Source organism: Streptomyces sp. AC550_RSS872 (genome assembly GCF_019049285.1).
Lineage (GTDB): Bacteria > Actinomycetota > Actinomycetes > Streptomycetales > Streptomycetaceae > Streptomyces.
Genome location: NZ_JAGMUL010000092.1, coordinates 241,366 through 266,843, shown reverse-complemented (window position 1 = coordinate 266,843; position 25,478 = coordinate 241,366). Strand labels below are relative to the sequence as shown.

The 25,478-nt window shown below is 73.7% G+C and carries 10 protein-coding genes and 1 pseudogene; 7 read left to right on the top strand and 4 right to left on the bottom strand.

The annotated features are described in order from the left end of the window. Nucleotides 1-58 precede the first annotated feature (58 nt). The 4 genes from KUM44_RS30790 to KUM44_RS30775 all read left to right on the top strand — a co-directional run bounded on the left by KUM44_RS30790 (nt 59) and on the right by KUM44_RS30775 (nt 18,344). Nucleotides 59-13,831: a type I polyketide synthase gene (locus tag KUM44_RS30790; RefSeq protein ID WP_217213030.1), complete on the top strand. Its 13,773-nt coding sequence runs from the start codon at nt 59-61 to the stop codon at nt 13,829-13,831. Nucleotides 13,832-13,892: 61 nt separating this feature from the next. Continuing rightward, nucleotides 13,893-16,325, top strand: a complete 2,433-nt coding sequence (locus tag KUM44_RS30785) for a thioester reductase domain-containing protein (RefSeq protein WP_217213029.1) — start codon at nt 13,893-13,895, stop codon at nt 16,323-16,325. Then, nucleotides 16,322-17,473 carry an alpha/beta hydrolase gene (locus KUM44_RS30780; protein WP_217213028.1) on the top strand — a complete coding sequence of 384 codons (1,152 nt, stop codon included), beginning with the start codon at nt 16,322-16,324 and terminating at the stop codon, nt 17,471-17,473. The genes KUM44_RS30785 and KUM44_RS30780 overlap by 4 nt, the downstream gene beginning before the upstream one ends. Nucleotides 17,474-17,540: 67 nt before the next feature. Continuing rightward, complete coding sequence (locus tag KUM44_RS30775) at nt 17,541-18,344, top strand: alpha/beta fold hydrolase (RefSeq protein ID WP_217213027.1); 804 nt, start codon at nt 17,541-17,543, stop codon at nt 18,342-18,344. Nucleotides 18,345-18,472: 128 nt separating this feature from the next. Here the strand turns inward: KUM44_RS30775 and KUM44_RS30770 are convergent, their stop codons facing one another. Further along, on the bottom strand, nt 18,473-19,207 hold the full coding sequence (locus KUM44_RS30770) for a lipoprotein (RefSeq protein WP_217213026.1): 735 nt from the start codon (nt 19,205-19,207) through the stop codon (nt 18,473-18,475). Between the two features lie 105 nt (nt 19,208-19,312). Between KUM44_RS30770 and KUM44_RS30765 the strand changes: the two genes are divergently transcribed. Continuing rightward, nucleotides 19,313-20,104: a maleylpyruvate isomerase family mycothiol-dependent enzyme gene (locus tag KUM44_RS30765; protein ID WP_217213025.1), complete on the top strand. Its 792-nt coding sequence runs from the start codon at nt 19,313-19,315 to the stop codon at nt 20,102-20,104. A 1-nt stretch (nt 20,105) separates the two neighbouring features. On the opposite strand, the pseudogene KUM44_RS30760 reads toward KUM44_RS30765, so the two are convergent. Then, nucleotides 20,106-20,731, bottom strand: a pseudogene (locus KUM44_RS30760) (NADPH-dependent F420 reductase). Nucleotides 20,732-20,935: 204 nt separating this feature from the next. On the opposite strand from KUM44_RS30760, the gene KUM44_RS30755 reads away from it, so the two are divergent. After that, nucleotides 20,936-21,577: a bifunctional 2-polyprenyl-6-hydroxyphenol methylase/3-demethylubiquinol 3-O-methyltransferase UbiG gene (locus KUM44_RS30755; protein WP_217213024.1), complete on the top strand. Its 642-nt coding sequence runs from the start codon at nt 20,936-20,938 to the stop codon at nt 21,575-21,577. A gap of 25 nt (nt 21,578-21,602) precedes the next feature. Here KUM44_RS30755 and KUM44_RS30750 read toward each other — a convergent pair whose 3' ends face one another. After that, nucleotides 21,603-23,204 carry a glycerol-3-phosphate dehydrogenase/oxidase gene (locus tag KUM44_RS30750; protein WP_217213023.1) on the bottom strand — a complete coding sequence of 534 codons (1,602 nt, stop codon included), beginning with the start codon at nt 23,202-23,204 and terminating at the stop codon, nt 21,603-21,605. Continuing rightward, complete coding sequence (locus KUM44_RS30745; RefSeq protein WP_217213022.1) at nt 23,201-23,800, bottom strand: TetR/AcrR family transcriptional regulator; 600 nt, start codon at nt 23,798-23,800, stop codon at nt 23,201-23,203. The genes KUM44_RS30750 and KUM44_RS30745 overlap by 4 nt, the downstream gene beginning before the upstream one ends. 73 nt (nt 23,801-23,873) lie before the next feature. On the opposite strand from KUM44_RS30745, the gene KUM44_RS30740 reads away from it, so the two are divergent. Further along, complete coding sequence (locus KUM44_RS30740) at nt 23,874-25,466, top strand: FAD-binding oxidoreductase (protein ID WP_217213094.1); 1,593 nt, start codon at nt 23,874-23,876, stop codon at nt 25,464-25,466. Nucleotides 25,467-25,478: the final 12 nt, after the last annotated feature.

Genomic DNA, 25,478 nt, shown 5'->3' with positions numbered 1-25,478 from the left:
CGCCCTGCGGGATGTACGGCCACCACCCCTGCCCGAATCCACGAGGACACCTCTCCAGATGCCTGCGCACGAGTCCCCGAAGCAGCACTTCTCCGAGCCGTCGCTCACCACACCGGACGGTGTGCGGGCCTGGCTGGAGTCGGCCGTCGCCGAGGCGGCCGGGCTCGACCCGCCGGCCGTCGACCCGGAGCGTCCCCTCGCCGAACTCGGTCTGGGATCACGCCAGTTGGTGACACTCGCCGCCGAGCTGTCCGCGTCCACCGGCCGTGCCACGGACCCGTCCCTGATCTTCAACCACCCCACCATCGCGGCCCTCGCCCAGGCGGTGTTCGACGAGACACCCACCCCCGCAGCGGCAGGGGCCCCGCCCACGGACCCCACAGCCCCGCGGGCCGGCGACGACATCGCGATCATCTCCATGGCCTGCCGCTTCCCCGGCGGCGCCGACAACCCCGAGGCGCTCTGGCGGCTGCTCGCCGCGGGCGAGGACGCCATCACCGAGGTACCGGCGGGCCGTTGGGGCACCCGGGGGCTGTACGACCCGGACCCGGACGCCACCGGCAGGACGTACTCCCTGCGCGGCGGCTACCTCTCCGCCATCGACCGCTTCGACGCGCCCTTCTTCGGGATCTCACCGCGCGAGGCCGCCGCCATGGACCCCCAGCAGCGGCTGCTCCTGGAGACCGGCTGGGAGGCGATCGAACGCGCCGGAATCGTCCCGGACACACTGAACGGCAGCTCCACGGGCGTCTACGTCGGCCTCTACGACAGCGGTTATCTGGCCTCGGCCGCCCTGGACCAGCTCGACGGGCACGTCGGCACCGGCTCGGCGTCCAGCGTGGCGTCCGGCCGGATCGCCTACACCCTCGGCCTCCAGGGCCCCGCCGTCACCGTCGACACCGCCTGCTCGTCCTCCCTGGTCGCCCTGCATCTCGCGGCGCGGGCCCTGGCGGGCGGCGAGTGCGACCTCGCGCTGGCGGGCGGCGCGACCCTGCTGGTGACCCCGCGCGGGCACGTCGAGTTCAGCAGGCTGCGCGGGCTGTCGCCGTCCGGACGGTGCAGTCCCTTCTCCGCCGACGCGGACGGCGTCGTGTGGGCCGAGGGCTGCGGTGTGGTGCTGCTCAAGCGGCTCGCGGACGCGCGGCGCGACGGCGACCGGATCCTCGCCGTAGTGAAGGGTTCGGCGATCAACCAGGACGGTCGCAGCCAGGGCCTCAGCGCCCCCAACGGCCCCGCGCAGGAACGGGTGGTGCGGGCCGCGCTCGAGGCGGCCGGGCTCCAGCCGCACGACCTGGACCACATCGAGGCCCATGGCACCGGCACCCCGCTGGGCGACCCGATCGAGGCCGGCGCACTGGCCGCCGTCTTCGGACCCGGCCGCCCCGCGGACCGCCCCCTCGGCGTCGGCTCCCTGAAGTCCAACATCGGCCACACCCAGGCCGCCGCGGGCATCGCCGGCGTCATCAAGACCGTCCTCGCCCTCGGCCACGAACGCATACCGGCGTCCCTGCACGCCGAGACCCCGACCGAGCACATCGACCGGGCGCACAGCGGACTGCGCCTGACCGGTGAGCCGCAGGCCTGGCCACGGCACCCCGAGCGGGTACGGCGCGCCGGGGTGAGCGCGTTCGGGATCAGCGGCACGAACGCCCATGTGGTACTGGAGGAGGCGCCCGAGGAACAGACGGGCGAACCGGCTGGCGGCCTTCCCGGGGCAACCCTCTTCCCGCTCTCCGCCCGCAGCCTCCCCGCCCTGCGCGCACAGGCCGGCCGCCTTCTGGAACGCCTCGAACAGCAGCCGCAGTCGCCGCTCCCCGCAGTCGCCGCCACCCTGGCCCACCACCGCACCCACTTCGAGTACCGGGCCGTCGTCCGGGCGAGCGGTCGAGACGAACTGCTCTCCGCCCTGCGGGAACTCGCCGCGGACCGCCCCGCACCGGAGCTGCTCACCGGCCCCGAACGCGCCCTCACCACAGGCAAGTTGGCGTTCGTGTTCCCCGGCCAGGGGTCCCAGTGGGACGGCATGGCCCGCGATCTGCTCGACCGGGACCCCGTGTTCGCCGACGAACTCGACCGCTGCGACGCCGCACTGCGACCGATCACCGGCTGGTCGGTGACCTCCGTCGTGCGCGGCGACGCCGGCGCCCCGAACCCGGAGCGTGTCGACGTCGTCCAGCCGGTCCTGTTCGCCGTGATGGTGTCGCTTGCCGCCGTCTGGCGCGCTCGTGGCATACGGCCGGACGCGGTCGTCGGACACAGCCAGGGCGAGGTCGCCGCCGCCTGCGTCGCCGGAGCGCTGAGCCTCAACGACGCCGCGGCCGTGGTCGCCCTGCGCAGCCAGGCGCTGACCGAACTGTCCGGCACCGGCACCATGGCCGTCGTCGCCCTGCCGCACTCGGAGGTCGAGGCCCGACTCGCCGCTCACGGCGACGAGATCGGCGTCGCCGCCGTCAACAGCGGCCGCTCGACGGTGATCGCCGGTGCGGTGGACGCCGTCGAAGCCCTGCTCACCGACCTCGACCGGCAGCAGGTCTTCGTCCGCCGCCTCGATGTCGACTACGCCTCCCACAGTGCCCAGGTCGAGCCTCTGCGCACCACGATCCTCGACGAACTCGACGGGGTCACCGCCCACCCGACGCCCGTGACCTGGTACTCAACGGTCACGGGCGAGCCGGTCACCGAGGAGCTCGAAGCCGGCTACTGGTACTCAAACCTGCGCGAACCCGTCCGCTTCGCGCCCACCGTCGAGCGCATGGCCGCCGACGGCTACCGCTGCTTCGTAGAGCTCAGCCCCCACCCCTCGCTCCTCACCGCGCTGCGCACCATCGATGAGGATCTGGTCGCGGTCGGATCACTCCGCCGCGACGAGGACGGCCCCGCCTGCCTGGACCGCGCCACCGCCGAACTCCACGTCCACGGAGGCCGGATCGACTGGCGCCGCACGGTCCCGCACACCACCCCGGCGGACCTGCCGACCTACGCCTGGGACGCACAGCGCCACTGGATCGAGCCCGCCGCCTGCGCCGCCGCGCCCGGCCTCTTCGACCGCGCCGCGCACCCGTTGCTCGGCATCCAGCTCCAGTCGGCGGACCGGACCCGCTGGACCTTCCGCGACGAGTGGTCCCCGGCCACCGCGAACTGGCTGCCCGACCACACCGTCTTCGACCGGACCGTGGTCTCGGGCACCACCCTGCTGGAACTCTGCCGCGCCGCGCTCGCCGCCGCCCGCCCGGACACCCCCGCAGACGTCTGCGACCTGCTCCTCCTCGCGCCCCTCACCCTGCCCGCCACCGGCACGGTCGAGGTGTCCGTCGACGTGGTCACCGCCGGGGCCGCCCCGGAGATCACGATCCACAGCCGCCCCGGCGGCCAGGAGGCCACGGACTGGACCCTGCACGCCACAGCGTCCGCCGCCGAGCCGGCATCCACCGCGGCCGATGAACCACCGGCGTGGCCCGACACGGCCGAACCGGCCTGGCACGAGGACACCTACGAGCGGCTGACCGGCCTCGGTCTCCGTTACGGCCCGGCCTTCCAGGGCGTACGACAGGCTGCCGTCACCGGCGACGGAACCCTGCTGGCCCGCCTCGCCCTCCCACCCGTGGCCCGCGACACGACCGACCCCTACCCGGTGCACCCGGCACTCCTCGACGCCGCCCTCCACGTGGCCGCCGCCCTCGACAGCTCCGAGCAGCGGATACTGCTGCCCGTCGCCATGGCACGCTGTGTCCTGCCGCCCGGCAGTGCGACGGACCTGATCGTGTCCGTGCGCCGGGCCGGCGGCTCCGGTCCGGACATCACTCTGGACGTCACCCTGTGGGACACCGACGGGTTCCCGGCAGGCCGACTGGAAGGCGTACGCCTGCGGGCCGCGAACCCGGCCGACCTCGACAGTGCCTCGGAGAACGGCCGCCATCTGTACGAGGTGGCGTGGACGGCCGTACCGCAGGTGCCGGCCGGCACACCCGGCTCCGCATGGGCCGTCCACGGCGAGGCGTCGGACCCGGCCGTCGCGACAGCCCTGCGCGACCTGCGGGCGGCAGGCGTCCAGATCACCGACGAGGGCGCCGACACCGTCGTACGCGTCTGGCCCCGCACCGCACCCGATGCCGAACCAGCCGTAGCGGCACAGGAGTTGGCGGCCCTCGCGCTCGCCGAACTCCAGGCGCTGATCGATCTTCCACCGGACAAGGCGCCCGCGCGCACCGTCTGGGTGACGCGGGGAGCGGTCGCGGCGGCCGACGGGGACTCGGTTCCCGGGTTCGCCCAGTCGGTGCTGTGGGGTCTCGCCCGCGGTTTCCGCGTCGAACACCCCGACCTCGGGCTGATCCTCCTCGACCTCGACGGTGACGAACCGCCGCTGCTCGCCGCCGCAGCACACGCCGACGAGCCGGAACTCTCCCTGAGAGATGGGGAGTTGCTCGCCCCGCGCCTCGTACGGGCCCGCCCCGCGCCATCCGGCCGCCCGGCCCCGATCCCCGCCGACGGCACGGTGCTGATCACCGGAGGCCTCGGCGCGGTGGGCCGCAGCATCGCCCGGCTGCTCGCCGAGAACGGCGTACCCCGCCTTCTGCTGACGTCCCGTCAAGGAACCGACGACCCCCGTGCGGCGGACGTCGTCGCCGAACTGGCCGCACTCGGCGCCGACGTCGTGATCGCCGCGTGCGACGTCGCGGACGGTGCCGCCGTGGCCGAGCTGCTGGCCGGCATCGGTGACGAGTCACCGCTGCGTGGCATCGTCCACTGTGCCGGGGTACTCGCCGACGGCGTGGTGGCCGACCTGACCCCCGAGCGCCTCGCACAGGTGCTGCGCCCCAAGGTCGACGGCGCCGCCCACCTGCACCGCCTCACCGCCTACCGGCCGCTCGACCTCTTCCTCCTGGTGTCCTCGGCCGCGGGAGTCGTCGGCAACGCGGGCCAGGCCAACTACGCGGCCGCCAACGCCTTCCTCGACCAACTCGCCCACCACCGACGCGCCCAGGGCCTGGCCGGAGTCTCGGTCTCCTTCGGAGCCTGGGCGGGCGAAGGGCTCGCGGCGCTCCACGCAGACCTGGAGCGGATGGCCCGCCTTGGCCACCGCGCCCTCACCCCCGACCAGGCCCGCGAGCTGACCGAACTCGCCCTGCGCCGCGACGCCGCCCACCTGGTGGCCTGGGCCCTGGACCTGCCCCGGCTGCGGGCCGCCGCACCCGAAGGGGCACTGTGGCGCTCGCTGCTTCCCGCCCGACGCCCCGCCCGGGCCGGCGGCCGCACCCTGGCCGACCGGCTGGCCCGGCTGCCGGAGCCCGAACGCGCCGCACGTGTCCTCGCGCTGGTCCGAGAGGAGGCCGCCCACGCGCTCGGTCTGCGCTCGGCGGAATCCGTCCGCCCCGACCAGCCGCTGCGTGACCTCGGCATGGACTCGGTGACAGCGGTCGACCTGCGCAACCGCGTCAGCACCCGCCTCGGCACCAAACTCCCCGCCACCCTCCTCTTCGACCACCCCACTCCCACCCGCCTGACCGAGTACCTGCTCACCGGGGTTCTGGCGACGCCGGGCGGACCGAGCCGAGAGCTCACCTCCGGATCCACGTCCGGGTCCCCGTCCGCGCACACGCCGCCGTCGGACGAGCCGGTGGCCCTGGTCGCCATGGCCTGCCGGCTGCCCGGCGGCGTGAGCGACCCGGACGGACTGTGGCGTCTGGTCGCGGAGGGCCGGGACGCGGTCGGGCCGTTCCCGGCGGGGCGGTGGGACGTCGAGGCGCTGTACGACCCCGACCCGGACGCGCTCGGCAAGTCGTACGCCCGCGAGGGCGGTTTCCTCGACGACATCGACTCCTTCGACGCCGCCTTCTTCGGCATCACACCGAAGGAGGCGGCGGCCATGGACCCGCAGCAGCGACTGCTGCTGGAGACGGCCTGGGAGTCGCTGGAGCGCGCCGGAATCGTGCCCGCCGACCTGGCGGGCAGCACCACCGGTGTCTACGTCGGCATGTTCGGCAGCGAATACCTCTCCGGCACCCGGCTCGACCAACTGGACGGCTACGTCGGCACGGGCTCCGCCCTGAGCGTGGCCTCGGGCCGGCTCGCGTACACCCTCGGGCTGAACGGTCCCGCGCTCACCGTGGACACCGCGTGCTCGTCGTCGCTGGTGGCCGTGCATCTGGCGGCACAGGCGCTGCGGGCGGGCGAGTGCGATCTGGCGCTCGCCGGCGGTGTCACCCTGATGGTCACGCCGCAGACCTTCGTCGAGTTCAGCCGGCTGCGCGGACTGTCGCCGACGGGCCGCTGCCGCTCCTTCTCCGACGGGGCCGACGGTGCGATCTGGGCCGAGGGCGCCGGCATGGTCGTACTGAAAAGACTGAGCGACGCCCGGCGCGACGGTGACCGGGTGCTGGCCGTCCTGCGCGGCACCGCCGTCAACCAGGACGGCCGCAGCCAGGGCCTGTCCGCGCCGAACGGCCCCGCGCAGGAGCAGGTGATCCGGCGAGCGCTGGAGCGGTCCGGACTCATGCCCGCCGACATCGACCACGTCGAGGCCCACGGCACCGGCACGACCCTCGGCGACCCCATCGAGGCGAACGCCCTCGCCGAGGTCTTCGGCGCCTCACGCCCCGAGGGCCGCCCACTCCACCTGGGCTCGCTGAAGTCCAACATCGGGCACGCACAGGCGGCTTCGGGCGTGCTCGGCCTGATCAAGGTCGTGCAGTCACTGCACCACGAGACCCTCCCGCGCACCCTGCACGCCGACGTCCCCAGCCGGCACGTCGACTGGGCGGACAGCGGACTGCACCTGCTGCGGGAGGAGACCGCCTGGCCCGCGTCGGGGCAGCGGATCCGACGTGCCGGCGTGAGCGCCTTCGGGATCAGCGGCACCAACGCACATGTGATCGTCGAGGAGGCAGGACCGGCGACCGCCGGGCCACCTGTCGAACTCCCCCCGGGCAAGCGGCTGTTCGTCCTGTCCGGCCGCAGCGAGGGGGGCCTGCGCGGACAGGCGGCGGCACTGGCCCACCACCTCGCCGCCGTCGACGGCCCCCATACCGACGCCGAGACCGCGCTGCCGGACACGGCCCACACCCTGGCCCACCACCGCAGCCACTTCGAGCGACGCACAGCGATCCTGGCCGAGGACCGGGACGAACTGCGTTCTGTACTGGGTGAGTTGGCGACCGGACGGATTCCGCTGCCCGCGCCCCGGGAGGAGCAGACGGGCAAGGTCGCCTTCGTCTACGCCGGGCACGGCGGCCAATGGCCCGGCATGGGCCTGGACCTGATGGCCGAGTCGGAGGCGTACCGCGAGGAGCTGACCCGGATCGACGAGGCCGTGGAGCGGCACGTCGGCTGGTCGGTGCTCAACGCGCTGCGGGCACCCGAGGAGTTCTCACCGATGGAGCGCACCGAGTATCTCCAGCCGACGCTGTTCGCGGTGAACGCGGCACTGACGGCCGCCTGGCGCTCGCTTGGCGTCACCCCGGACGCCGTGACCGGGCACAGCCTGGGCGAGATCGCCGCCGCGTACAGCGCGGGCGCGCTCACCCTGGACGACGCCGTGACCGTGGTGACCGGGCGCGCCCAGGCGGTCGTACCGGTCGCGGGCAAGGGCGGCATGCTGTCCCTGGACCTGCCGCGCCCACGGGTCGAGGAACTCCTCGCGCCCTACGCCGGCCGGCTGTTCGTCGCCGCCGTCAACAGCCCCCACTCCACTGCCGTCTCCGGCGCCGGCGACGCCCTGGCCGAGCTGCGCCGCAGCCTCGACGAGCAGGGCATCGAGGCCCGGTCCCTGTCGACCCCCTTCGCCTCCCACACCCCGCTCATGGCCCCCCTGCGGGAGGATCTGCTCAACCGCTTCCCCGGCATCCGGGGCACGCGGACCGCCGTCCCGCTGTATTCGACGGTGCTGGCGGAGCCCGTGACCGGAGACCGCCTGGACCCCGCGTACTGGTACGCCAACCTCAGCGAACCCGTCCGCTTCGCGGACACGATCACGCGCATGCTGGACGACGGCTACCGCTATTTCGTCGAACTCAGCCCGCACCCCTCGCTCGGCTCGTCCATCGAGGCCGTGGCGGCGGCGGCCGGAATCGACGCGGTAAGCGTCGGCTCGCTGCGCCACCGGCGGGGCGGGCGCGACGTACTGCTGTGCAGACTGGGGGAGTTGTACACGGCCGGTCACACGCCCGACTGGGCCGCGCTGTTCCCGGCCGGCCGCCGCGTCGACCTGCCGACCTACGCCTTCGCCCGCGAACGCCACTGGCTCGCCCCCGCCCCGGCCACCGCGACCGGCGCCTCACCGCTGCTGGGCACGCACGTCGAGGCCAGCGACGAGGCCGACCGGCACATCTTCCAGAGCGAGGTGGACCCGCGCGACAGCCGCTTCGCCTATCTGACCGACCACCGGGTCACGGGCGAGGTCTGGCTGCCGGGCGCGGCCTTCCTCGACATGGCGCTGGAGGCCGCGGCCACCGTGCAGGACGGCGACGACGTACGGCTCCGCGACGTCGGCTTCCTCCAGCCGCTGCACCTGGACGAGTCCCGGCCGACACGGCTGCAACTCGTCCTGAAGCCGGCCGTCGACGGCGTCCGGGACTTCACGATCTCCTCGGCCCCGGCCGACGACGGACAGCGCGCCCGCTGGGAACGGCACGTCGACGGCCGTATAGCCGTCACCCCCGCCGAACCCACGGCCGGCCCGAGCGCGCCGCCGGCCACACTGCGCGCCCAGTGCACGGAACCCGCCGACCTCCCGACCGTCTACGGCACCCTCGCCGCCCTCGGCATCGAGTACGGACCCGCCTTCCGGGGCCTGGAGTCGGGCCGGCGCTCCCACACCACCGCTGTCGCCCGCCTTGCCGACCGGCCCGCCGCCGGCCATCTGCTCCACCCGGCCGTCCTCGACGCCGCCTTCCACACGGCCGCGCTGCCCGGCGACGCACCCCAGGGGCGGGCGTTCGTGCCCGCCGGAGTCGCACGACTGCGCCACACCGGGCGGCGCACCACCCCCGCCTGGGTGACCTGCGAGCTGCGGTCCGTGTCCGGCGACACCGTCACCCTGGACCTCCGCCTGTACGACGACAAGGACCAACTGCTGCTGGAGGCCGAGGAGTTCCGGCTGGCCGCGCTCTCACCGCTGGACGGAGCGCTGTTCGAGACCGGCTGGCAGCCGCGCCCGCCCGCCGGCGAGCCGCCCGCACCGGGCAGTTGGCTCGTCCTGGCCGACGAGTCGGGCGTGGCCGCCGACCTGGTCGAGCGACTCGGCGCCTCCGCGACCTCCGCGACCTGCGTGATCGCCCGCAGGGGCGAGGAGTTCGCCGCCGAGGGCCCCGGCCGGTACGTGCTCGACACGGCCGACCCGGGCCAGCTGGCGCGTCTGCTCGACGAGGCCTTCGCACACGAACCTCCCCAGCGGGTCGTGCAGCTCTCCGCGCTCGACGCCCCGGCGATCGAGGACGGTCGTACGGCCGAGGAGGCGGCCCGGCTGTGCTGCCTGAGCACCCTGCGTCTGGTGCGAGCACTCGCCGACCGGGCGCAGGCGCCCCGCCTGTTCGTAGTCGCCCGGGGAAGCCAGGCCGCCGGCGGCAGCGGGCAGGTGACGCACCCTCAGCAGGCGCTCGCCTGGGGCTTCGGCCTCGCCGTCGCGCAGGAACACCCCGAGCTGAGGACCACCCTCGTCGACCTTCCGCCCACGGGCGGCGCCGACGCCCTGTGGACCCAGCTGTGGCACGCCGACGACGAACGGCTCGTCGCGCTGCGGGAGGACGGACGACTGGTACCCCGGCTGATCCGCACCCGCCCGGACGACTCCGGGCAGGGCGCGACCTCCCCGGACGGGGTGTACCTGATCACCGGTGGTCTCGGCGGTCTGGGCCGGGTCGTCGCCGAGCGGCTGGTCCGCCGGGGCGCCCGCCTGCTCGCCCTCGTGAGCCGCGGCGCACCGAACGCGGACGCCCTGGACTGGATCCGGGGGCTCGAAGAGCGGGCCGTGACCGTGCACGTGGCCCGCGCCGACGTCGCCGACCGCGAGGAACTGGCGGCGGCGCTGGACGCCGTACGGCACACGCTCGGCCCGATCACCGGGGTCGTCCACGCGGCCGGTGTCCTGGACGACGCCACGATCGCGGGCCTGACCGACGAGCGTGTCCTGCGCGTCCTCGGCCCCAAGGTCCTGGGCACCGCCCTGCTCACCGAACTGACCCCGGACGCCGAGGACTTCGTCCTGTTCGCCTCGGCTGCCGGCCTGCTCGGTTCGGCCGGACAGAGCCCGTACTCGGCGGCCAACGCCTTCCTCGACGCCTGGGCGCACCACCTCTCCCTCCGGGACCGCCGGTCGCTGAGCCTCGACTGGGGCGCCTGGGCCGGCGTGGGCATGGTGGCCGAGTCCGGCGTCCGGGAAGTGGAGACGGCCCGCTCCGGACTCGTCGCCTTCTCCGCGCAGGACGGCGTCGTGCTGTTCGAGCGGGTGCTGACCACCTCCCGCCGTCAGCTCGCCCCCATGGCCCTGGACTGGGACCTGCTGGCCCTCGACCCCGACGCCGCCCGCAGCCGCCCGATCCTGGCCGACCTGATCACCGCCCCCACCGGCACGCCCGCCACGGACGACCTCGTCAGGAACGTGTTCGCGGCGACGACCGACACCGAACGGGCCGTGCGTCTGGAGGCATACGTCCGCGCCCGGGTCGGCGAGGTCTCCGGCGGGGCGGTACAGGTCGCCGCGACCACGGCCCTGAAGGAACTCGGCCTCGACTCCCTGATGCTGGTGCGGCTGCGCAACGCCTTCGCCCGCGAACTCGGCGTCGAGCTCCCCGCCGCCACCGTCTTCTCGGCCGCCGACATCCGTGGCCTCGCCCAGGCGCTGAGCACCGCGCTGCCCGAACGGGACCCCACGCCACCGCACGAGCCGCGGCACACCGACGAAGTACCGGCGACCGAACTGCACCCCGTGACCCGCGATGTCGCACGCCTGCTGCGCAGCGCCGGGCCCGGCATGCCCGACGCGGCCCACGCGGTCGGCCTCGCCGTACGCCTCACCACCCCGACCACCCGCGAGACCCTCACCGGCATCCTCGACCGCCTCACCGCACGCCACGCTGCCCTGCGCACCGCCGTCGTCACCGCCGACGAGGGCGGACGGCAGCTGAGGGTGGACCGCGAACTGCCGGAAACGCCCCTGCGATGGACGGTCGTCCCGGAGGAGACGGCTGTTCCGCAGGACACCGCCCTCGATGCCGCCGACCGGCTGCGCGGGCTTCTGGAGCCGCCGTTCGACCTGGCCGTAGCGCCCCTGTGGCGTTTCGAGCTGCTGGACGGCGGCGAGCGCGGCCAGATCCTGGTCTACGGCGCCCACCACGCGGTCAGTGATCTCCAGTCGCTGCTGCTGGTGGCGGGCGAGATCGACGCCGAGCTCTCCGGTGTCACGCTCGGGGACACCATCGCCAACCGTGACATCCATCTGCTGATCGAGGCCCAGCAGACCGGCGCGCAGGGCAACGGGCAGGGCAACAGGCAGGGCAACGGGCAGGCCGACGCGGACGATTGGCGTGCGGCCTTCCAAGGCAGCGCACGACTCGACCTGACCCTGAGCCGACCGCGCCCGCAGACCCGCTCGTACCGGGCCGGCAGCGTCACCGTGCCGATCCCCGACGGCCTCACGGACCGCATCGCGACCGCCGCGAGCCGCCTGGCCGTGACACCCGCCGCCTTCTGCCTCGGCACCCTGACCGTCCTGCTGGCCAGGAAGCGCGAGCGGGAACGCTTCGTCCTCGCCGTGCCCGTGGACACCCGCATCCACGCCGACGCCTACGACGCGGTGGGCTTCTTCGGCGTGCCGGTGCCCTTCCCCGCCGAGGCGAACGCGGGGGAGCGGACCGAGGAGGTGCTGCGCCGCACCGACGGGCGGCTGGAGCGGGTGCTGACCCAGGGCGCCATGTTCTCCGACGTGCTGCCCGCGCTGGCCCGGCAGGGCCTGTACCGGGCGAACGCGCCGCTGGTGGAGGTGTACTTCAACTACGTACGCGCCGCGGGCGGACTGAGCGCCCTGGAGGTGCTTCCGGCCGGCACGGGCTACTCCGACCTCGACCTGATGATCACCATGACCCCGGACGCGGGCCGCATCCGCCTCGATCACAACCTCGACATCCTGGACGCGGCGACGGTCGCCGGGCTGGGGGAGGAGCTGCTGCGGCTGCTGGCGGAGACGGCCGAGGACCCGACAGGGCCGGTGCGCGTCCCGGCACCGGACGCGGGCCCGGCCCCGGCCCGGCCCAGGGCCGACCGGCTCGCCCTCGCAGCCACCTTCGCGCTGGGCAACCTGCCCCTGATGTGCGAGACGGCCCTCGGCGCGGCGGCACCGGACAGCCCGGCCGCCGTCGCCGAAGCCCCGTACCACCACGTTCTGGCGGGTCTGCGCGATCCTTCCGGGGTGTTCGCCGACCCGGCCACGACGGTCGGCGTCGTCCTGCTGCGGGCCACGGACCTGCAACGCTTCGGCCCGGTCGACGACACGCTGCTCGCCGAACTGCGCACTGCCCACCCGGCGGCACTGCGCGTGGTGGCCGAGCGCACCCGCAAGCCGTTGATCGTCGGGTTCCTGCCCACCGCACAGAGGGAGGACCGCCTCCGCCGATGGGAACAGGAGGTCGCCGCCGAGCTGGCCGAGGTGCCCGGTATCGCCGTCCTCGGCCCCGACGACTGGACCCGCCACCACCCCGTGGCGGAACGCTTCGACGAGCGCACCGAACGCCTGGCCCACCTCCCCTTCACCGCGCCCTTCCAGGCGGCGGTGGCCCTCCGTCTCGCCGAAGTCGTGCGCGCCGTACGGCGTCCGGCGCCCAAGGTGATCGCGGTCGACGGCGACGAGACCCTGTGGGGCGGCGTGGCCGGGGAGATCGGCCCCGAGGCGGTGGACCTGACCGGTCCGCGAGCCCTGCTCGCCCGCAGGCTGCTGCACTGGCGGGCGGCCGGCGCGCTGCTGGTGCTGGTCAGCAACAACGACGAGGACGTCGTCCGCGCCGTACTGGACCGCCCGGACAGCCTGCTGAAGGCGGAACACTTCAGCGTGGTCTCCGCCGAGTGGGGCCCGAAACCGGCCCGCCTGGCCGATGCCGCCGGCACGCTCGGCCTCGGCCTGGACAGCTTCCTGTTCCTCGACGACAACCCGGCGGAGATCGCCAAGATGCGCGCCGCACTCCCACAGGTGCTGTCGGTGACCTGCCCGTCGACATCCGAACTGCCGGACTTCCTGGGCCGGTTGTGGCCGCTGGTCCCCGCGGCCGCCACCGCGGAGGACGCGCTGCGAGCGAGGTTCTACGAGCAGGAACGCGAGCGGGGCGCCGTCCGTGCGGAGGCCGGTTTCGAGGAGTTCCTGGAACAGCTGGAGCTGGAGGTGGACGTCCGCGCGCTGTCCGACGCCGATGTGCGGCGGGCGGAGCAACTCGTATGCCGCACCAACCAGTTCACACTGCGCGCACGCTCGGCGGACGGCGGCGACGTCGCCCGCTGGCGCGGGCACGGCGAGGTCTGGACGGTGACGGCCCGGGACCGCTTCGGCGACTACGGCCAGATCGGCCTCCTCGCCGTACGCCGCGAGGGCGACCGGCTCGACGTCCTGGCCTGGCTGATGAGCTGCCGCGCACTCGGCCGAGGCGTCGAGGAACGCCTGCTGCACTGGCTCGCCGGCCGCGCCGAGGAACTGGGCTGCGCCAAGGTCCGCCTGACAGCGCAACGCACCGCACGCAACACCCCGGCCAGGCGCCTGCTGGCAGCGCTGGGCGGCGGCGACCAGGACGACGACCGGCTGGAGACCGTGGTCACGCCGGAGCACCTTCGGGCGTTCCGCTCCTGGCAGCGCCGGTGACGGTACGAGGACATGCGGACAGCAGCGACGAAAGGGCAGGGCAACACCGTGAAGGGCTCCCATGCGTGAGGTGAACGAGAACGTGTCGGCAGGCGCCGACCAGCGGGCGGCCGCGGAGGCGATCGAGCGCGGCGGCGTCGGTCTGACCGTCTCCGACCTGCTGGCCAAGGTCACGGGGTCGGGCCCGCCCGCCCAGAGCGCCCCGGCGCGTGACGCCGACGAACTCGCCGCCGCCATCGCGGCCGTGGCCGGCCGCTACGTCCCGGCGGGAAACCTCTCGCCCGACGCCGACTTCTTCGACGCCGGGGGCACCTCCGTGAGCGCGGTGGAACTCGTCTCGGCGCTGGAGGTGGAGCTGGGCGTGTCGGTCGACCTGGACGAGGTCTTCGCCGACGCCAGGCCGGTGGCGCTTGCCAAGGGCCGCCCGCAAGGCGGCGGAGCCGCGACAGCCGCGCCGGAAGCGGCCTCCCCTGCGGCGATGCGGCCGACGCCGCCTCCCGCCGTGGCCGCGCGTTCCCACAACGCCTCGTCGACTGCCGTATCGGAAGCGGCCGCCCCCGGGGCGACGCAGCCCGTCCCAGCGCCCTCCGTGGCCGCGCGTCCCCACAGCGCCCCGTCGGCCTCCACCGCCCGCCCCGAGGACCTCACCCAGATCCTCGCCGACCTTGCCCTCGCCGACCGTCTCCCCTTCACCGCCTCGCCCGACCCCCTCCCGCCCCGCCGCGTCCTGCTGACCGGCGCCACCGGCTTCCTCGGCAGCCACATGCTGCTGGACCTGCTGCGGCACAGCGACGCCCACGTCCACTGCCTGGTCCGCGCCGCCGACGAGGAGGCGGCGACGGCCCGCCTCGGCGAGGCGCTCAAGAAGTACGGGCTGCCCTGGTCGTCGGAGGTCCGCCGGCGCATCACAGTGCTTCCCGGCGACATCCGCCGGCCCCGTCTGGGCCTGTCCGACGACCTCTGGAACACGCTCGCCCACGAACTCGACAGCATCGTGGGAGTCGCGGCGGCCGTGGACTTCCTGCGCGGCTACCAGTCCCTGCGCACCAGCAACGTCCTCGGCGCCCTCACCCTCGCCGAACTGGCGGCGACCGGACGCCCCAAGCCCCTGCACCACATCTCCTCCATCGCCGTCTTCAACGAGGTCGGCATCTCCTCCATGGGCGAGGACGACCCGCTCGCCCATATCGACCGGCTCATCGCCGGCTACGACCAGACCAAGTGGGCCGCCGAGGTCGCCCTGCGCCGCGCCCGCGACCACGGCCTCCTCGTCACGGCCCTGCGCCCCGGCGGCATCGGCGGCCACACCAGGACCGGCGCCTACAACCCCCAGGACCTCAGCAGCGGCCTCATCTCGGCCTTCGGCCGCTTCCGTACGGTGCCCGCCTTCCGCTACCTCAACGCCGCCCCCGTCGACTGGGTCAGCCGCGTCGCGGTCGCCGCCGTCTGCGAACCGGACGCCTGGGGCTTCGACTACAACCTCACCGGCGTGCCCAACACCCTCGACGACGTCGTACGGGACATGGCGTTCGGCGGCATGCACGTCAGGGTCCACGACTGGGACGAGTGGCGCGTCGACGCCCTGGCCCGCCTGGAGGCCGACCCCGTCCCCGAACTGACCTTCCTCAGCCGTGTGTTGCAGAGCCCCACCGCCCTGAAGCTGTGCGAGGCCACCCTGAAGGGCCCGGCCGCCACCGCCGACCGCACCACCGCACTCGTCGAGGCCCTCGGTCTGCCACCCGCCGCCCGCTACGACGCCCGGGCCCGGCTGAAGACGTTCGAACGCCTCGCGAACGACGGCCTCGCCCGCCTCCCGCACAAGGAGGACCAGCCCTACCTGTGGTTCTCCGAGACCGCCGAGGGCAGCGTGAGTCCGGTCCGAGCCGCTCCTGTCGAAGCCGGTCCCGTCGGTGACACGCCCGACACCCGGTGCCCGATGTCGATGTCCCTCACCCTCTCCGTCGCGAGCATGCACCAGCTGGTCACGGACCGCCGCGTCGACGTCCGAGGCGAGGTCACCTGCCCCGCCCTGCACCCCGAGCCACTGACCGTGGCACGCGGCGACATCTGGATCCGCCCCGAGGAAGGCATCCCGCACCGGCACGGCCTGCCCCACCAACTCCTCCGCTACCGGCTGGAGTTGACCGACAGCGAGGGCGGCCGCTGGTGGCTGGAGGGTCACAAGTACGCCCGTGCCCGCCGCGACGTCTGGCGGCAGACCCGCGCCCTGACCGTTGAGCTCGGCCGTGAGGGCGCACCCGCGCACCTGGCCGGCGAGGTCGTCGTCCCCGCGGATTCCTACGTACGCGACCAGATCGACGGCATCCAGGTCGACCCGCGCCTGACCAGCCAGGAGAAGCGCACCGCCAAGCTGACCTGGCTCGCCTGGTTCGGCCTGGAGATGGGCCGCGGTCTGCTCGGCCCCTTCGCCCGGGCCGCCGCGGACCTGCTCGACCTGCGCCGCCCCCAGACCCCCACGGAGCACCACCGATGATCTTCCGTACGACGAACCCAAGGACCGCCAGGCCGGCCCTGCGCAAGGTCAGGACCACCACGACCCTGCGCCCCCTCCACCACCGCCTCGACCCGGCGCACGTCGAGGAGATCCCGTTCCACGCCAGCGACGGCCTGCGCCTCGGCCTGACCCGGATCGACCCCGGCACCCGCGCCCCCGCCCACGACCGCCCCGCCGTCCTGCTCCTGCACGGACACACCGCGTCGGCCGACATGTTCCTCCTGCCAGAGACCCGCAACCTGGTCGACGCCCTCCTCGACGAGGGCCACGAACCCTGGCTGCTCGACTGGCGAGGCAGCTGCCGCCTGCCGTACAACGAGACCGGCCGCCGCTACACCTACGACGACGTCGCCCTCTACGACATCCCCGAGGCCGTCGCCCACATCCGCACCCGCATCGGCGACCGCCCGCTCTTCGTCGTCGCCCACTGCATCGGTTCCCTGACCCTCTCCCTGAGCATGACGGCGGGCCTGGTCCCCGGCCTCGCGGGCGTGGTCTCGCAGGGCGTCTTCCTCACCCCGAAGCTCGCGGGCCGCACCTCCCTGCGCATGACACTGGCCGGAGAGCTGCTGAAGTCCCGCATCGACCACATCCCCGTCGACTTCCGCAAGGTCGGACTCCGGTCCAAGTACACCCCGCTGTTCGCCCTGGCCTCCCGCAAGGCGACCTGCCCGGACCCCACCTGCCAGATCCTGCACAACTCGGCCTGGGGAACCGGCGCCTCGCTCTTCGTCCACGAGCACCTGACCGACACGACGCACGACCGCCTCGCCGACCTCCTCGGCCCCGCCCCGCTGTGGATCCTGCCGCACCTGCGCCGTATCGAACTCGCCCGCACCGTCGTCCGCTGGCACGACACCGACCACCGCTACCGGGACCTCCCGCAGAACGCCCTGGACGCGGCGGCCCGCATCGACACCCCCGTCCTGCTCCTTGCGGGCAGCGAGAACGGCCTGTGGCTCGACTCCCAACGGCTCTGCCGCGACGTCCTGGCCCACCGCCAGCCCCAACTCGACGTCACGTACGCCGAGATCCCGGGCTACGGCCACCTGGACACGTTCCTCGGCAGAGGAGCGGCCCTCGACGTGTTCGGACACATCCTCGACTTCCTGGGAGAACGCCGGTGACGGCAGCCCGCACCGCCGGTTACCGTACCGGTCAGTAACCGGAGATCCGCACCCCAGGAGGCCACCCATGCCGCAGCTCGAAGTCGACGGCGCGACGCTGACGTACGACGACGAGGGCCCCCGCGACGGCGAGGGTGTGCCCCTGGTGTTCGTCCACGGCTGGACGGCGAACCGGCACCGCTGGGACCACCAGGTCGCCCACTTCGCCGAGGCGCGGCGGGTCGTCCGGCTCGACCTGCGCGGGCACGGCGAGAGCAGCGGGGCAGGAGTGCGCAGGATCGACGACCTGGCCCAGGACGTCCTCGCCCTCCTCGATCACCTCGAGATCGAGCGGTTCGTGATCATCGGCCACTCCATGGGCGGGATGATCGCCCAGACCATCGCCCTCACCCACCCGGAGCGCGTCGAGCGCATGGTGCTGGTGAACTCCATCGGCCGGATGGCCTACAGCCGGGGACGCGCCCTGCTGATGGCCGCCTCGACGCTCGCCCCGTTCAAGCTGTTCGTCGCCGCCAACATCCAGCGTGCCTTCGCCCCCGGCTACCCGCGCGAGGAGATCCGCGAGTACGTCCGCGCCTCCGCCGACACGCCCCGCGAGGTCGTCATGACGCTCTACGGCGCCATGCGGGCCTTCGACGTGCTGGACAGGGTCGGCGACATCCACGCGCCCACCCTGATGGTGCACGGCTACCACGACATCCAGCTGCCACTGGCCCAGATGCTCCGCATGGCCAAGGCCTACCCGGACGCCGTGATCCGCGTCCTGGACGCCGGCCACGAACTGCCGGTGGAGAAGCCGGCCGAACTGACGGCCGCCCTCGACCGGTTCCTCACCGACAGCGGGCAGGCGGGCGGCGGCGGGCAGCCGTAGAACTGCGGAACGGCACCAGCACGGCCCCGGCGACCGGCTCCTGCGCCGCGTCCTGACCGGCGCCGGGCCGGTGTCCGGCGCGGCGCGCGGTCCGCCCGTGCCGGGCACCCTCGTCGCTCAGCCGTTGTTCAGCCGACCCGCAGGGTCTCCTTGGCCAGGTCGTAGGCCGGCAGCATCGCCCGGTGCTCCTCGGTGTCCATCCCGCCGAGGTGGATGACGACCGGGCCCTTCTCGGTGGTGACCGCCAGGGCGGTCTCCTCCTTGGTCTCCTCCAGGAGTTCGCTCGTGACGAGGTACTTCACCTCGGCCCCGGCGACGCCGCCCGCCTTGAACGTGCCGTACTTCGCCTTGCTCACGCCGGTCTCGTCCGCGAGGAAGGCCTCCAGCACGGTGCGCGCGTCGTCGGAGCCCGGCTCGCCCGTCCAGATACGCAGGAAACCGATGTTCCCGGCCGGCTTGGCGTCGACCTCACAGGCCGCCGTGACCGGGCCCTGGTGAAAGAGCGCGTCGGCGATCTCCTGGGACAGCTCGTCCTCCCCGGCATCGGCGGAGCCGCTGCCGCTGCCGGCCGACTCGTCCTTCTCCGTCCCGGCGTCGACGGCCTCCGCCTCCCAGTACTGGGCGATGTCGAACGTGACGGGGAGCTCGCACGCCGATCCGGCGGCGCCGATGGTGCCCCCGCTCTTCACCGCCGGGCCACCGTCGCCGGCCGCCTGTGCCGAGGCCGTCGCGGAAGCCGGCGCCGAAGCGCTCGCCGACGCCTTCGTGCCGTCCTCGGCCGCCCCCGCACAGCCCGACAACATCCCGGCCAGCACCGCCACCTGGGCCAGCCGACGCCGTGCCCGTCTTGCCCCCACCGACATCGTGTTCTCTCCCCACCCTGTCCCGCACGCTGATCTTGCTCAGGCGGCACACAGTATCCGAGACCACTGGCAAGGCGGATCCAGGCCCTGCTGCATCATGAAGCGATGACCTCGCTGAGCTTCGAGCGCCACTGCGACGAGATCGTCTCCCAGACCGAACGGCTCACCGCTCATGTGCGCGGCGCGGACATGACCGCCCCGGTCCCCACCTGCCCCGGCTGGAACCTGGGGCAACTCCTGCGGCACGTGGGCGGCGACCACCGGTGGGCGGAGGAGGCCGTACGGACCCGTGCGGGCGGCCCGGTCGCCGACGAGCTGGTGAACGACCTGACCGCATACGCCCACGAGGACGCGTCGTTCCTGATCCCGTGGCTCGTCGAAGGCGCGGCCGGGCTGAGCTCCACCCTTCGTGCGGCCGGGGCCGCGGCCCTGGCGTGGAACCCGTCCGCGGACCGGGCGGCGCCGGTGGCGTTCTGGGCGCGCCGCATGACCTTCGAGACCGCCCTGCACCGCGCCGACGCGGCCCTCACGGCCGGGACCGAGTTCGCGCTGGACAGCGACCTCGCCGTCGACGGGGTGCAGGAATGGCTGGAGTTCTCCACCTTCCCCGAGGCGTTCGAGCCCCGGCCGGACCTGCCCGACCTGCTCGGGCCCGGCCGCACCCTCCACTTCGACGCGACCGACGCCGGAGAGTGGCTCGTCGACCTCACCGGCGAACGCCCTGTCTGGCGGCCCGGCTCGGACGGCGCCACCGCGACCGCGCGCGGCCCGGTGACCGACCTCCTCCTGTACTTCTACAAGCGGCCCGCCATCGCCATCGAGACCAAGGGCGACACGGCACTTCTCGACCTGTGGCGCACCCGCTCCGGATTCTGGCTGGAGGCACCGGAGGACTGATCTAGCGGGCGACGCGGGGGACCACCTTGATGTTGAACGTGTGGGCGCCCAGGCCGTCGGCGATCCCCATGAAGAGCAGTGCGAAGTGTTCCTGACCGCGTGCGGTGGTGATGCCCCCGATGTCCAGCTGGGACGACGGGGGCCAGCCCAGGTCGGTGAGCAGCCGGCCGGTGAGGTGTTTGGCTTCGGCGTCGTCGCCCGAGAGGAAGACGGTGCTGGGCCCCTCGAGACTGTCCGGGGAGATCATCGCCGTCGAGTCCATCGTGCAGAGCGTCTTGACGACGGGCGTCAGCGGGAAGGCCTGCTGGATGTGTTCTGCCAGGCTGCTGTTGGGGTGCGAGAGCTCGGTGTAGTCGTCGGTGAGGCCGACTCCGATGTCGATGAGCACCTTGCCGGCCAGGGCCGATGCCCCGATGGAGTGCAGGAGCTCCAGGGACGCGTTCCCGGGGTCGCGTTCACGAGCACCTCCGCGTGGGCGGTCGTCTCGCTCAAGTCCGCCACGGGGAGGCCGAGATCCGTTCGCTCCTTCGGTGCACGGGAGCCGAGCAGGGAGTCGTGTCCCGCGGCTCGCCAGCCCTGCGCGAGTGCCCGTGCGACGTTGCCGGTGCCGAGTAGTCCTATACGCATGGCTCGAAGCTAGGCGGGGCGGCGGGCCCGGCGGATCGGGCCGCGGGCTCAGAAGGACCGGCCAAGGTCGTAGTCCTGTGGCCCTGGGCGTGCCCCGGGCTGCTGCCGGTTTTGCCGAACCGGCAAGGCTGTTTGTCGTCGCTCGGAGCGTCCCGCAGGCTTCTTCAGCGTGAACACAACCACACCTGCGCACCGGGAGACGCCATGACCGAGACCCCTGCCCTGAAGGCCGCCGAGTTCTGGGAGGCCCGCTACCGCGACGGCGGCCGGCTGTGGAGCGGCCGCCCCAACGCGCTGCTCGTCCGAGAGGCCTCCGACCTCGTGCCGGGCACGGCACTCGACCTCGGCTGCGGCGAAGGCGCCGACGCGGTGTGGCTCGCCTCGCGCGGCTGGCGGGTCACGGGCGTCGACATCTCGCCCACCGCGCTGGAGCGGGCCGCCGGCCACGCCGCCGAGGCCGGTGTCGGCGGCCGTACGGCCTGGGAACGCCACGAGTTGGGAGAAACCTTCCCCGAGGGGTCCTTCGACCTCGTCAACGCCCAGTTCCTCCAGTCTCCGGTCGCACTCGACCAGCAGCTGATTCTGCGTCAGGCCGCGGCGGCGGTCGCGGCGGGCGGCACCCTGCTCCTCGTCATGCACGCCAACTGGCCGTCGTGGCAGACCGAGCCGCCCTTCGAGGCCGAGTTCCCGACACTGCGGAGTGTCCTCGACGAACTCGCCCTGCCGGAGACCGAATGGACCGTGGAGACACTGGACACGGTGAGCAGTCGGAGCGTCTCGCCCGAGGGCGTGGAGGGCTTCCGGTACGACAGCGTGTGGCGCATCCGGCGCGGCGGCGACGCCTGACGCACCCCGCGGCCGGCCCCTGCGCCTACACCTCACCGACCGGCGCCGACACCTCGCCCAGCACGTCGCGTACGGCGTCCAGCGCTGCCGCGCGATCGGCGGGCACCAGTCCGATCCGGGTCCGCCGGTCCAGCAGATCGGCCTCTTCCAGGGCGCCCTCGTGGCGTACGGCCCACAGTAGTTCGGCGCCGGTGACGGGATGCCCGGGCAGTACGGGTTCGCCCAGCCGGGGATCGCGCCCGGCGAGGGCATGGACGGCCGGTGCTTCCGTGCCGTAGCGCTGGACCAGGCGGCGCGGCGCCCGGAGGGAGCCGAGCGTGCCGGGGGACGCGGCGCCGACGAGGGGGAGGCCGGCGGTGGGCGAGGAGCCGGCGGTGAGCCGACGGGTGGTGACAGCGGCGTCCACGGCGTCCTCGGCCATGCGCCGGTAGGTGGTGAGCTTGCCGCCGACCACGGTGATCACACCGTCCGGCGAAGTGAGGACCGCGTGCCGACGGGAGATGTCGGAGGTGCGCGGGGCGGCGCCGGAGCCCCCCTGAGGGGTGGTGTCGAGCAGGGGGCGCAGTCCGGCGAACGCACCCACGACGTCGTCGCGTTGGACCGGGACGTCGAGGACGGAGCCGAGGACGTCGAGGAGGAAACCGATGTCCGTCTCGGGTACCTCGGGAACGTCGGGAATGCCGCCCTCGACGGGCTCGTCGGTGAGCCCGACGTAGACCCGGCCGTCGCCCTGGGGCAGCACGAGGACGAAGCGGTTGGTCTCGCCGGGGACCGGCACGTGCATCCCCGCGGGCAGGGGACCGAGCCGGTCCGAGCGCAGGACGAGGTGGGTGCCGCGGGAGGGGCGGATCCGGATGCCGTCCACCAGGTCGCCCGCCCAGACACCGGACGCGTTGATCACGGCGCGGGCCCTGATCTCGCCCTCCTCGCCGGTGAGTTCGTCCCGTACGCGGGCTCCGGACGCGGTGAGCTCCAGCGCCCTGACCCGGGTCAGGATGCGCGCGCCGTGTGCGGCGGCGGTGCGGGCGACGGCGGTCACCAGGCGGGCGTCGTCGGTGAGCCGGCCGTCCCAGGACAGCAGGCCTCCGCGCAGGCCCTGGGTGCGCAGGGCGGGCGCCAGATGCCGGGTCTCCACGGCGGAGAGCCGGCGCGGGGCGGGCAGGGTGGCGCGGGCCGTGCGGGCCGCCAGGCGCAGGGCGTCACCGGCCCGGAACCCGGCCCAGGCCAGCGCCGACTGACCGCGGGAGACCAGGGGCGTCAACGGCAGCACGAAGGGCTGGGCGCGGACCAGATGCGGCGCGGTGCGCTCCATCAGCACGCCCCGCTCGACCGCGCTCTCGTGGGCCACGTCGAGCTGGGCGGAGGCGAGATAGCGCAGTCCGCCGTGGATGAGCTTGCTGCTGAACCGCGAGGTGCCGAAAGCCAGGTCGTGGGCGTCGACGGCGGCCACCGTCAGCCCGCGGGCCGCGGCGTCCAGCGCGGCCCCGGCGCCGGTCGCGCCCAGCCCCACGACCAGGACGTCCACGACGGGACCGCCGACCGTCTCGGCGAGTTCACGCGAGCGCCGGGCGGCGGACAGCGAGGCTCCGGGAACCGGCTCGGGGACCGGGGCAGTGGCGGGGCTCATGGCGTGAGGGTCCTTTCCAGGATGCTGCGCAGTTCCGCCAGGAAGGCCTCGCTGCGCAGGTCGGCGTCGTCCTCGTCGGTCATGGTCCGCAGGGACAGCGTGAAGGACTGCACGATCAGCAGCAGGGCCCGCGCCTGCCGTTCGGCATGACCGGCGCGCACCGAGCCGTCGGTGTGGCCTTCGCGCACGGCGTCGGCGAGCAGCGCGATGAGCGCCTCCTGGCTCGCGCCACGGCGGTCGAGGACGTAGGGGAGGAGCAGTTCCGGGTCGACGTCGACGATCTTCCGGAAGAGGGGATGGGCGCGGAAGGCCCGCACTCCGGCCACCAGCCCGTCGACGATCAGGGCGCGCGCGTCCGCCCCCGGCCGCCGCTCGGGCATGGCCCCGGTGGCCACCGCGACCCACTCCCGCGTCATCAGGTCCCCCACCAGGGACCGCACATCCGGCCACCGGCGGTACAGCGTCATCCGGGAGACCCCGGCGCGGCGGGCGACGTCGGTCAGCGTCGTACGGCGGACTCCGACGGCCAGGACGCAGTCGCGCACCGCGTCGAGCACCGCATCGCTGTCCGAGTGGTTGTGACGAATAGGCGTCATGTGTCACAGTGTAACGCCTGCGAGGCCGTCCGGGACACGGCATCGCTCGAATCGACCGGTGAGGACGACAGCCATGGACATGCTGTGGAGCGGCTGGGGCGACCCGGCCAAGGCGGCGCCGCTGCCCGAGACCGTGACCGGGCTGCTGCGCGATCTGCTCGGCGTCAAGCCGCGCACCGCCGGGCCGGTCGACCTCGAGGACATCGCCGTACCCCAGCCGGGGCTCGAACCCGCCGCACACCAGGCCCTGTTCACCGCGGTCGGCGGCGAGGAGCACGTTCGCACCGACGCGGACACACGCATCCGGCACACCCGCGGCAAGTCCACCCCCGACCTGCTGCGGATCCGCGACGGCGAGGTCGACGACCTCCCCGCGGCCGTCGTGCTCCCCGCCGACCACGCCGAGGTGGTCGCCGTACTGCGCGCCTGCGCCGAACACGGCCTGCCGGTGGTCCCGTTCGGCGGCGGTACGTCCGTCGTCGGCGGTCTCGCCCCCGGTCGCCGCGGCCCCTTCGTCGCGCTGGACCTGCGGCGCATGAACCAACTGCTCGCCCTCGACCCGGTCTCGCGCACCGCCACCCTGGCGCCCGGCCTGCGCGCCCCCGAGGCCGAGGCGCTGCTGGCCGAACACGGCTTCACCCTCGGCCACTTCCCCCAGTCCTACGAGTGGGCCACCATCGGCGGATTCGCCGCCACCCGCTCCAGCGGCCAGGCGTCCGCCGGCTACGGCCGCTTCGACGAGATGGTCCTCGGCCTGACCCTCGCCACCCCCGAGGGCACCATCGACACGGGCCGCGCCCCGAGCTCGGCGGCCGGACCCGATCTGCGTCAGCTCCTGCTCGGTTCGGAAGGGGCGTTCGGCGTCATCACGTCCGTCACGGTCCGGATCCGCCCGGTCCCGCAGGCCCGTGTGTACGAGGGCTGGCGCTTCGCCTCCTTCGAGGAGGGCGCCGCCGCGCTGCGCCGCCTCGCCCAGGACGGGCCCCGCCCCACGGTGCTGCGGCTGTCCGACGAGACCGAGACCCTCGTCGGCCTGGCCCAGCCCGACGCGATCGGCGCCGGGCTGGAGTCCGCGGCCGGATGCATGGCGATCACCGGCTACGAAGGCACTCACGAGGACACCGCCCACCGCAGGGAGCGTGCCGCGGCCGTCCTGCGCGACTGCGGCGGCACCCCGCTGGGCGAGGAACCGGGACGGCGCTGGGCGCACGGCCGCTACTCGGCCCCCTACCTGCGGGACGCCCTGTTGGACGCGGGGGCGTTCGCGGAGACACTGGAGACGGCGACGTTCTGGTCACGAGTCCCCGAGCTGTACGCGTCCGTCCGCGACGCCCTGACCGCCACGCTCACCGAGACCGGCACCCCGCCGCTGATCATGTGCCACATCTCCCATGTCTACGAGAACGGCGCCTCGCTGTACTTCACCGTGGTCTCGGCGCAGGGCGACGACCCGGTGGCGCACTGGGAGCGGGCCAAGCACGCCGCCAACGAGGCGATCCTCGGCGCGGGCGGCACGATCACCCACCACCACGGCGTGGGCACCGACCACCGCGACTGGTACGTCCGCGAGGCGGGCCCCCTGGGCATCGAGGCGCTGCGTGCCGTGAAACGACGGCTGGACCCGGCGGGCGTGCTCAACCCCGGCGTCCTGCTGCCCCTCGACTGACCCCACCTCACG